Below are 8,840 nucleotides of genomic sequence, written 5' to 3'. Positions count from 1 at the left end.
AGCTCGAATTGACGTCGAACTCGCTCGCATCGATCGACGCCGACTGCACGCCTGAGGCGGTCAGCGCGAGCTGCACGTCGCCGGTGTTGCGGAAAAACACGGTCTGCCGGCGCGCAACGAGCGTCTGCGCCTGCGACACCGTCATGCCTGTGACGACGGCCGCGATCACTTCGGCCGACGCGGTATTCATATTGAGCGCCGTAATCGTTGGCAACACGGTGACGAACGGGCGCAGACGCTCGACGATTTCGGGCGTGTAGCCGGGAATGTCGAGCAGCGAGTCGACGCTGATCATCTGCAGCGGCGCGACCGCCGGGTTCTCGTCGGCGTCTTCGATGCCGGGCTGGCTCGTGAAGCTGCCACCGCCTGTGCCCCCCCCGCCCCCACCGCCGCCGACCGGCGTCGCGCTGCTCGTCGGCGTGCCGGTCTGGAAGCGCGTCGCCGATTGCGAGAGCGCGGCGCGCATCTGCAACGCGGTGGCCTTGGCGAGCTGGCCGCTCAGGCCGAGCGAGATCAGCAGGCGCTGATACGCGGCGGTCTGCTCCGCGTTCAGCTGCATCACGCCGGGCGCGGGACTCGCCACAAGATTGCGCAGATTGAATTTGGCCTGCGCGTCCTCGATCGAACCGGACAGATACGTGGCCGCGCCTTCCTCGGCGCGCACCTCGCCGATCTGTCCGAGGAAATCGGACAGGCGCGTGCGCGCGATCGGCACACCCCACAAGCCGCCCAGATACGTGACGCCCGCCGACGTGTCGCCTTCCGAGCGCAAAATCAGCCGCGTCCAGTCGAGCGCGCCGCGCGCGACCCATTGCGCCTGCGAGAGCAGCCGCTGGTTTTCGATGCGCCGGACCTGCACCTGCTGACGCCACAGCATGCCGGCGACGAGAATCGCCGAGAGCGAGACGACGAGCAGCGCGCTGATGATCGCGACGCCACGCTCGCGCGCGCGACGCCCCTGAACGCGAGCGCGCACTCGCGCACCCGATGCACACCGCCGCCGCGATAACGGGGAGAACGTCATTTCATTCTCCGATCAGAAAAACACGCGTGACGGGCCGCGCAAGCGAGGTCGCGCCGATGCGCACCTCGAGTCCCGTCGCCGAACGCGGCATCGGCGCATTGCCGAGCTGCGGCACCCTCAGATTGTTGGCGGCTTCGCCGATCGCGGCCTGCACGTCGTTCATCTGCGTGGTCCAGCCGAGCTTCGGCACGTACAGGCGCGCCGAGATCGAGCCGACCCCGCCCATCAGCGGGATCGCGTTCCAGCCCTCGCTGTCGCCGCCGTTCAGCGCGCGCCGCAACTCGCCGACGTTGCCAAGCGGCGGCGACGCCGAGCGCACCACGCGTCCATTGACGATCCGATAGCGCACGACCTGCAGACGCGGCGCCTTGCCCGGCAAAACCATGTACCGCACGATCTGCAGCGTGTTGCCGGAGATCGAGACCGCGGCCTGACCGGCTTCATCGTCGCTGGCGGCCTGGCGCGCGTCGATGCGCATCTGGTCGAAGAGTTGCGCGAACACGCGCTCGTTTTCCATCGCGTTCGTAATCGTCGTGCGGCCGCGGATGATCTGGTCGAGCCCGCGCCACGACAGCACCGCGATCACCGCGAGGATCGCAATCGCGACCAGCAGTTCGATCAGCGTGAAGCCACGCGCGCCGACCCGGCGGCGGCGCTCAGAGCGAGCGGTTGTTTTCATTCGCGACCACCGTGACCATCTGAGCGAGATTGCCGGAGCGCCCAGGCATCGTCACCATGACTTCGACACGGCGAAACACCGGATTCGGCGTCGCCGTCACATGTTCGGTACAGACCAGTTGCAGATTGCCCTGCGAGCAATCGAAGCGCGTTTCGCCGACGTTCGGCCAGCCGTGCGTCAGATGCAGTTGCGCGAGCGCGTTGTCGGCGCTCCAGCCGGCGAGCAGACGCTGATGCAGATCGGCCTCGCCGCTCGCGAGACTGCCGACCGCGCGCAGCGACGCGGCGAGCGCGACCGCGATGATCGCGAGCGCGACGAGCACTTCGATCATCGTGAAGCCGCGCGCGGCGCGACGCGAAACATGGCCGCGCGGCTTGCGGTTCGTGCGGCGGGGAAGGGCGCAGGTGTTCCTGCTGCGGCGAAACATGTCAACGCACCTCGTAGCGGCCATTGCCGGTGCCGACGATCGTCGCCTGTCCGGCCGCCGAAAACAGCGTGACCTGCACCGGCACGTCGATCGCCTCGGTGCCGAAGACGATGCGATCGGCCTGCGAATCCGAACCGGGATAGCTGATCGAGACACTGGTCACGCCGCCTTCCCATCGACGCGGCCCGAGCAGGTCGTCGCGCAACGGACGCCAGCCGTCCTCGGTACGCAGATCGAAACGGAAACCGCCGTCGTACGGCTGCCATGCGATCGGCCGCGCGCGCACCTGCGCTTCGTCGCCGGCCGATTCGAACAGCAGCGCGAGACGCTGTGCTTCCTCGTTCAGGTCGGTGCGCGGATTGCGCGTCATCGTCACGGCGGTCAGCGACACGAGCAGGCCCGCGATCACGAGCACGACCATCATTTCGAGCAGCGTGAAGCCGGCCGCGCGGCGCCGGCTCGCGTGCGTGGACATCATGTAACTCTCGGAATACCGATACGGACTATTGCCACGAACCGACGTCGGCATCGTTGCCTTCGCCGCCGGCCTTGCCATCGGCCCCGTAGCTGAACACGTCGATCTCGCCGTGCACGCCCGGATTCAGATACTGGTACGCATTGCCCCACGGATCGTTCGGCAGACGCTCGAGGTAGCCGCCGTCCTTCCAGTTGTTCGGCACGGGGTCGGTGCTCGGCTTTTCGATCAGCGCGCGCAGGCCCTGCTCCTGGGTCGGATAGCGGCCGTTGTCGAGGCGATAGAGCTTCAATGCCTGCATCACGGTGCCGATGTCCTGCTTCGCGGCGACGCGCCGCGCTTCGTCCGGACGGCTCATGATCTTCGGCACGATCAACGCGGCGAGAATGCCGAGAATCGCGATCACGACCATGATTTCGATCAGCGTAAAACCGCGCTGGCGACGGCTGCGCGAACCCGCGTTGTCAGCGCGGCGAATGGTCGACAGTTGCATAGCTTGCTACCTCTTTTCAGGTGAAATTTTCGACTTGGGCGCATATTGAACACGCCGGGTCGGTCATTTTAATGTCATGGAGTTGAAGGGTTTCAACCCACCGAAATTTTCACAATAGTCCGTACAATGTGCGCATGAACGCCATCCAAATCCGCCTCCTGTCGCTCGCGCTGTTCGCCGCTTTCTGCGCGACGCTGACCTACTGGGTCATCACCCTCACCACGATATCCGGCGCGCCGTTGCCGGCTGCCGCCGCGCATGCGCAGGTCTCGACCGAGCAGGCCGCGACGCTGTTCGGCGGACAGCTGCAGCGCAACGTCAATCAGGACATCCATCTGTTCGGCATCCTCGCATTACGCGAAGGCGCGGCGGCAATCGTCAGCGTCGGCGGCGAACCGCCTCATGCGGTGTCGCTCGGCAGCACGCTCATGCAAGGCACCAAACTCTCCGAAGTCCGCGCCCGCTCGATCATCATCGACCGCAACGGCGCGCACTCCGAAGTCTTCCTGCCTCCCAACGCGAGCGGCCCCACCATCTACGTACGCTAAACCAGAAACGGTTGCGCGGCCGCTGCGGCCCGCCGCGCCATCCTTTCCGTTTCTTCCTCGCCTTTCAGTTCTTCCTCGCGCTGCGGCTGCCCGTTACTGCACGAGGTTGTTCAACTCGATGATCGGCATCATCACCGCCAGCACGATCACGAGCACCACGCCCCCCATCGCCAGAATCAGCAGCGGCTCGAGCAGGCTCGTGAGGAACATCGTGCGCCGTTCGAGTTCGCGCGCTTCGCCTTCGGACGCGCGATCGAGCATCGTCGTCACGTCGCCGGTCGCCTCGCCCGAACGGATCAGGTGCACGAGCACCGGCGGAAACGTCTTCGTGTTGCCGAGCGCGCGCGACAGCGAGGTGCCTTCGCGCACGCGCACGATCGCATCGTCGATGTTCTCGCGCATCGCGTTGTTGCTGAGCGTTTCGGCGGCGGCCTGCAACGCGCGCAGAATCGGCACGCCCGCCGCGGTCAGAATGCCGAGCGTGCTTGCGAAGCGCACGGTGTTGTAGCCGCGCACGAGCTTGCCGAGCAGCGGCGCGGTCAGCAGCCAGCGGTCGAACGCGAGACGCGGGCCGGGCTGCTTCAACGTCGAGCGCACCAGATACGCGACCACGACGACGCCGATCAGCATCGCCCACCACCAGTGCCGCACGAAGCCCGACAGCGCCATCATCAGCACGGTGAGAATCGGCAGCTGCTGCTTCGTGCTCGCGAACACGTTCACGACCTGCGGCACCACATAGCTGAGCAGGAACGTCACGATGCCGAACGCGATCAGCGTGACGACCGCCGGATAGGTGAACGCAAGCACGATCTTCTGTTTCAATGCATTGCGCTGTTCGATGTAGTCGGCGAGCCGCGACAGCACGAGACCGAGCTTGCCCGTATGTTCGCCGGCCGCGACGAGCGCCCGGTAAATCTCGGGGAAATCCTTCGGATGCTGCGTGAGCGCATTGGCCAGCGAATGACCGCCGAGCACTTCGGCGCGAATCGACGCCATCAGCTCGCGGATGTAATCGCGCTCCGACTGCTCGGTCAGCACCGCGAGCGCTTCGTCGAGCGGCAGCCCCGCGATCAGCAGACTCGCGAGTTGCCGCGTGAGAATGGCCTGCTCGCGTTGCGACAGACGACGCCCGAGCGCGAGCCGTTGATCGCGCTCGCCGCGCGTGCGCGAGGCGGCCGGTTCGACGACGAGCGGCGTGAGCCCTTGCGAGCGCAGGTTCGTGCGGGCACTGCGCGCGCTGTCCGCGTCGAGCACGCCTTTTTGCGCCTTGCCCGCGGCGTCGATCGCTTCAAAACGAAATGCCGGCATGCGCTTATGCTCCGCCCGTCACGCGAATCACTTCCTCGAGCGAGGTGAGCCCCGATTCGAGCCAGCGCTCCGAATCCTCGCGCAGCGTACGCATGCCCTGCGCGCGGCCCGCTTCGAGAATTTCCGCATCGGCCGCGTTGCGATGAATCAGCGTGCGGATCGATTCGTCGATCAGCAGCAACTCGTACACGCCGCGCCGTCCCGCATAACCGGAGTGCCCGCACCGGTCGCAGCCGACCGGATGCCAGCGCTTGCTGCCATCCTCTTCGGTGCGCTCTTCGCGGCATACCGGGCACAGCCGCCGCACGAGCCGCTGCGCCAGCACGCCGAGCAGCGACGAGGCGAGCAGATACGGCTCGACGCCCATGTCCGTGAGACGCGTCACGGCCGAGGCCGCGTCGTTCGTGTGCAGCGTCGCGAGCACGAGGTGGCCCGTGAGCGATGCCTGCACCGCGATCTGCGCCGTTTCGAGGTCGCGGATTTCGCCGATCATGATGACGTCCGGGTCCTGCCGCAGAATCGAGCGCAACGCGCGCGCGAAGCTCATGCCGATCCGCTCGTTGACCTGGGTCTGACCGATGCCCGACAGGTCGTATTCGATCGGGTCTTCCACCGTCATGATGTTGGTGGTCGCCGTCTCCAGCCGCGACATCGACGCATACAGCGTCGTGGTCTTGCCCGAGCCGGTCGGGCCCGTCACGAGCACGATGCCGTGCGGCTTGCCGATCAGCTTGTCGAACTGGCCGAGCGTGTCCGAGGCCATGCCGAGCGCTTCGAGATTCAGGCGCGAGGCATCCTTCTCCAGCAGACGCAGCACCGCGCGCTCGCCGTGTCCGGTCGGCAGCGTCGAGACGCGCACGTCGACCGGGCGGCCGCCCACGCGCAGCGTGATGCGGCCGTCCTGCGGCAAACGCTTCTCGGCGATGTCGAGCTGCGCCATGATCTTGATCCGCGAAATCAGCGCGCCGTGCAGCGCTTTTTTCGGCCTAACCACATCGCGCAACGTGCCGTCGACGCGAAAGCGCACGACCGACGCGTTCTCGAACGGCTCGATGTGAATGTCGGAAGCCTGTTCGCGCGCGGCCTGCGTGAGCAGCGCGTTGATCATGCGGATGATCGGCGCGTCGTCTTCCGATTCGAGCAGATCCTCGACCTCGGGAATGTCCTGCATCAGACGCGACAGATCGACTTCGCCTTCCACCTCGCCGACCACCTGCGCGGCGCTGCCGTCCTGGCGCGCGTAGGCCTGGTTGATTGCCTGCGCGAGTTCGTCGGCCGGCATGCGCACGACCGAGACCGCGCCGAAATTGCGTGCGACCTCGGCAAGCGCCGCGTCGCTCGTGCGTTCGCTGATCCAGACTTCGAGGCTGTCGGGGTGCTGATGCGCGACGAGAATCTGGCCGCCGCGCGCGAAGCCGTACGGCACGAGCCGGGCCGCGAGCGGCGAGGGCGCCGCGTGCTCGCCGACGGCCTCGCCGTGGTGCGTATGCTGCGATTGCGCGGGCGTCTGCGTCACGGACGCGCTCCCGGCGACATCGTGCTCGGCTCGACGCTGCTCGCCGGGGCGATGACGGCGGGCTGCTGCATGGGTTGCGTCGTCGCGGGCTGCGCCGCTTGCGGCACGGCCTGTTGCGGCGTTTGTTGGGGGGCTTGCTGCGGCATCATCTGCTGACGGCGCATCTGGTTCAGATCGAACAGGTTCATAGCGGGCACGCCACCCTGGCTCGGGCCAATCGGCATCGGCGGCACGACCGGATCGTCGCGATCCTTCATGATGTTGTTGTCCGAGCGGTACGCGCCCTGCACGCCCTGGATGTAGTCGTAGCGGTTCGCCGTGACAGCCTGCGCGGTATCGCGATCGCTGATGATGACGGGACGCAGGAACACCATCAGGTTGGTCTTGTCGCGCGTCTTCTGCTCCGAGCGGAACAGCTGGCCGAGCCACGGAATGTCGCCGAGCAGCGGCACCTTGCTGTTGCTGACCTGGTAGTTGTCCTGCATCAGGCCGCCGAGCACGATGATCTCGCCGTTATCGCACAGCACCGTCGACTGGATCGAGCGCTTCGTGAACTCTGGGCCCGCCGGGTTCGTCGTCGAGTTGTTCGTGCCGTTCACGATCGCCGAATCTTCGGTGTAAAGCTGCAGCTTGAGGATGCCGCCTTCGGTGATCTGCGGCTTCACGTGCAGCGTGAGACCGATGTCGACGCGGTCGAACGTGTTGAATGCCGCGCTCGTCGTGCCGCTCGTCAGGTTCGAGTACGAACCGGTCTGGATCGGCACGTTCGTACCGACGACGATCTTCGCTTCCTCGTTGTCGAGTGTAATCAGGTTAGGCGTGGACAGCACGTTCGCGTCGGCGGTCTGCGAGAGCGCCTGCAGCAGCGCGCCGAGACCCTGTACGCCGAAGAGGTTGTGAATCCAGCCGACGTTCAGGCCTTGCTGAAGCGTGCCGTTGCCGAGCGCCGAGGCAAGCCCGAGACCGCTGGTCGCGCCGGCTGTCGCGCCGGCCGTTACGGCCGCGGCCGTCAGGTTGACGATGCTGTTGCCGGAGCCGGCCGCCAGGTTCGTGCCCGCGAACAGCGAATTGTTCGCGACCTGCCACTGGATGCCGAGATTGCCGCTCGTATTCGAGTTCAGCTCGACGATCAGCGCCTCGATGTAGACCTGCGCGCGGCGCGCGTCGAGCTGGTCGATCACGGCGCGCAGATTGCGGTAGACCGGGTCCGGCGCGGTGATGATCAGCGAGTTGGTCGCGGAGTCGGCCGTAATCATGCCGCCGCCCTGGTTGTCGTCGCTCTTGTTCTTGTCGCCGCCGAGAAAATCGCCGTTGTTATTCGAGCCCGAGGCGCCGCCGCCCATCGGCGAGGCCATCGAGCTGCTGCCGAGGCCGCCCGACGGCAACGGCGGCGTGCCGGACGTGCCCGTCGAGTTGCTGCCCGACAGGCCGCCGCTGCTATTCTGGTTGAACGAGTTCGCTTCGTTCGAGCCGCCCGACGAACCGCCTTCGCCGCCGCCGCTCTTGCCGAGCATGCTGCGCAGCGTGCGCGCGAGCTTCGTCGCATCCGCGTTGCGCAGCGGCACGACGTGCATGTTGCCTGGCATCGTGGTCGGCGTGTCGAGCTGCTTCGCGAGTTCCCGCGCGGCGGCAAGGCGCGCGCTGTTCGAGGCGCGGATCAGCAGCGAGTTGGTGCGCGGGTCAGACGAAATCGATACCTTCAGCGTCGCGTCCGTGCTGCCGATCGAGCCCGGGTCGAGCATCTTGTTCATCTGCTGGGCGATGTCGATCGCGTTCGCGTTCTTCAGCTGCACGACCGCGACCGACTGGCCCGCCGCGCTGTCGACGCCCGCAATGATCTGCGCGATGCGCCGCACGTTGTCGGCGTAATCGGTGACGACAATCGTATTGTTGGCCGGATAGGCCGCGACGGTATTGTTCGGCGAGATCAGCGGACGCAGCACCGGCAGCAGGTTATTGGCCGATTCGTTCTTCAGCGTGAAGACCTGCGTGACCACCTGGTCGCCGCGCGCGCTCGGCGTATTGCCGACGTAGGTCGGCACGCCCTGCAGCTTGGCGTCGGCCTCGGGCACGACCTTCAGCACGCCGTGATCCTGCACCAGCGCGAAGCCCTGCATGCGCAGTGCCGACTGCAGGGTTTTCAGCGCCTGATCTTCAGGTACAGCGTTTTCGGAAACGAGGTTCAGCTGTCCCTTCACCCGTGGGTCGACAATGATCGTTTTGCCGGTTGCGGCGCCGATCGCCTTCGCGACCTGATCGATGTCGGCGTTCACGAAATTCAGTGTCACCTCTGCCTGTGCTGTCTGCGCGGTGATCAACCCAGCCACCAGCAGCGCCGTTGCCACGCGACGCAAAGCCATACAATTT

9 protein-coding genes are annotated in these 8,840 nt (G+C 66.2%); 1 reads left to right on the top strand and 8 read right to left on the bottom strand.

What is annotated here, in order from left to right; all coding sequences use genetic code 11:
- The 5 genes from gspK to gspG form a co-directional block, all read right to left on the bottom strand.
- A partial coding sequence (gene gspK, locus F3J19_RS28420; RefSeq protein WP_167049130.1) for a type II secretion system minor pseudopilin GspK occupies positions 1-1,024 on the bottom strand: 1,024 nt, incomplete at its 3' end.
- A 1-nt stretch (position 1,025) separates the two neighbouring features.
- The gene (locus tag F3J19_RS28415; RefSeq protein WP_167049128.1) at positions 1,026-1,703 is read right to left on the bottom strand and encodes a prepilin-type N-terminal cleavage/methylation domain-containing protein; all 678 of its coding nucleotides are present in this window, start codon (positions 1,701-1,703) and stop codon (positions 1,026-1,028) included.
- Positions 1,681-2,130: a type II secretion system minor pseudopilin GspI gene (gene gspI / locus F3J19_RS28410; RefSeq protein WP_167049126.1), complete on the bottom strand. Its 450-nt coding sequence runs from the start codon at positions 2,128-2,130 to the stop codon at positions 1,681-1,683. The genes F3J19_RS28415 and gspI overlap by 23 nt, the downstream gene beginning before the upstream one ends.
- Before the next feature lies 1 nt (position 2,131).
- Positions 2,132-2,608: a GspH/FimT family pseudopilin gene (locus tag F3J19_RS28405; RefSeq protein WP_240159290.1), complete on the bottom strand. Its 477-nt coding sequence runs from the start codon at positions 2,606-2,608 to the stop codon at positions 2,132-2,134.
- Between the two features lie 25 nt (positions 2,609-2,633).
- Entirely contained in the window at positions 2,634-3,098 is a 465-nt protein-coding gene (gene gspG / locus F3J19_RS28400) for a type II secretion system major pseudopilin GspG (protein WP_167049124.1), read from the bottom strand.
- 134 nt (positions 3,099-3,232) lie between these two features.
- Between gspG and F3J19_RS28395 the strand changes: the two genes are divergently transcribed.
- Positions 3,233-3,646 carry a general secretion pathway protein GspC gene (locus F3J19_RS28395; protein WP_167049122.1) on the top strand — a complete coding sequence of 138 codons (414 nt, stop codon included), beginning with the start codon at positions 3,233-3,235 and terminating at the stop codon, positions 3,644-3,646.
- 93 nt (positions 3,647-3,739) lie between these two features.
- On the opposite strand, the gene gspF is transcribed toward F3J19_RS28395, so the two are convergent.
- Genes gspF through gspD form a run of 3 tightly spaced genes read right to left on the bottom strand, consistent with a single transcriptional unit; the run spans position 3,740 to position 8,833 of the window.
- Positions 3,740-4,957: a type II secretion system inner membrane protein GspF gene (gspF, locus tag F3J19_RS28390; RefSeq protein WP_167049120.1), complete on the bottom strand. Its 1,218-nt coding sequence runs from the start codon at positions 4,955-4,957 to the stop codon at positions 3,740-3,742.
- Between the two features lie 4 nt (positions 4,958-4,961).
- Positions 4,962-6,473: a type II secretion system ATPase GspE gene (gene gspE / locus F3J19_RS28385; RefSeq protein ID WP_167049118.1), complete on the bottom strand. Its 1,512-nt coding sequence runs from the start codon at positions 6,471-6,473 to the stop codon at positions 4,962-4,964.
- Entirely contained in the window at positions 6,470-8,833 is a 2,364-nt protein-coding gene (gene gspD, locus F3J19_RS28380) for a type II secretion system secretin GspD (RefSeq protein WP_167049116.1), read from the bottom strand. Before gspD ends, gspE begins: the two co-directional genes overlap by 4 nt.
- Positions 8,834-8,840 lie beyond the last annotated feature (7 nt).

Source organism: Burkholderia sp. Ax-1724 (genome assembly GCF_011752995.1).
In the GTDB taxonomy this organism is placed as follows: domain Bacteria; phylum Pseudomonadota; class Gammaproteobacteria; order Burkholderiales; family Burkholderiaceae; genus Paraburkholderia.
Note: the sequence above shows the minus strand (reverse complement) of the source record. Positions and strands in the feature narration are given on the sequence as shown.